This window comes from Skermanella sp. (assembly GCF_059503625.1).
Genome location: NZ_JCACHA010000404.1, coordinates 1473 through 2484, shown reverse-complemented (window position 1 = coordinate 2484; position 1012 = coordinate 1473). Strand labels below are relative to the sequence as shown.

1 protein-coding gene is annotated in these 1012 nt (G+C 66.7%); it reads right to left on the bottom strand.

The genetic code is table 11. The features are described 5' to 3' along the window. Positions 1–725 (bottom strand): CobW family GTP-binding protein (locus AC5JJ6_RS08935; RefSeq protein WP_496041697.1); only part of this gene is annotated, 725 nt, incomplete at its 3' end. Between the last annotated feature and the right edge of the window lie 287 nt (positions 726–1012).

Below are 1012 nucleotides of genomic sequence, written 5' to 3'. Positions count from 1 at the left end.
CCTCCGTGATGTCCATGACCGGCGTCTTCGCGATAGGCCTCCTCGTTCAGCCAGCGGCGCACGTCGGCGGTCTTGGTTTCCGGATCGAACAGCCCGGCGCCGAACAGCCGGTCCGGCTCCACCGCACCGTGGCTGACCGGCAGGATGGGTGCAGCCGGGTTGAGCGCCCGCAGCCGCTCCGTCAACTCCCCGACCGCGCCGGCAGGGGCGATGTCCGTCTTGGTCAGCACCAGCCGGTCGGCCAGGGCCGCCTGCTTGACCGGCTCCGGCTGCTCGTCCAGTTGACGGGCGCCGTGGACCGCGTCCACCGCGGTCACGACGGCGTCCAGCCGGACCCAGTGGCAGACCATCGGGTTGTTCAGCAGCATCTGGACGATGGGGGCAGGGTCGGCAAGGCCCGTGGTCTCGATCAGGATGCGGCGGAACGGCGGGATCTCGCCGGCATCCACCTTGGACAGCAGGCCGCGCAGGGTCGTTTCCAGGTCGTTGCGGATGGTGCAGCACAGGCAGCCGCTCGCCATCACGACCATGTCGCCGTCCACCCGCTCGACCAGCAGATGGTCCAGCCCGATCTCGCCGAACTCGTTGATGATGACGGCGGTCTCCGCCATGCCGGGATGCCGGAGCAGATTGTTGAGCAGCGTCGTCTTGCCGCTGCCGAGAAACCCCGTCACGACCGAAAGCGGCAGGCGGTCGGCTGACTTGTCGCGGTCGAACAGGCTCATGGCGGTGCGTTCCCACTTTCTTTCTTGCTTGTTACTTGCCGGCGCCGGGGCTTTGGCGGGTCCGGGATGATATCGATGCCGCGTCCGGCCGGCAATCCTTCGCGTTCTTGTTAGCGGTTGCAATAGAACCGCCCGTCGCGACTGGCCGGCGGCACGCCCTTATTTGTCACGTCGCCGCGCTTGACAACGTCGGCACGCGCCCTGACGCTGGTAGGACCACTCAAGTCATTGCCAGAGCGATGACCGGCAAGAACACCAAGGGAGGAACGCATCGATGGATGAGGATC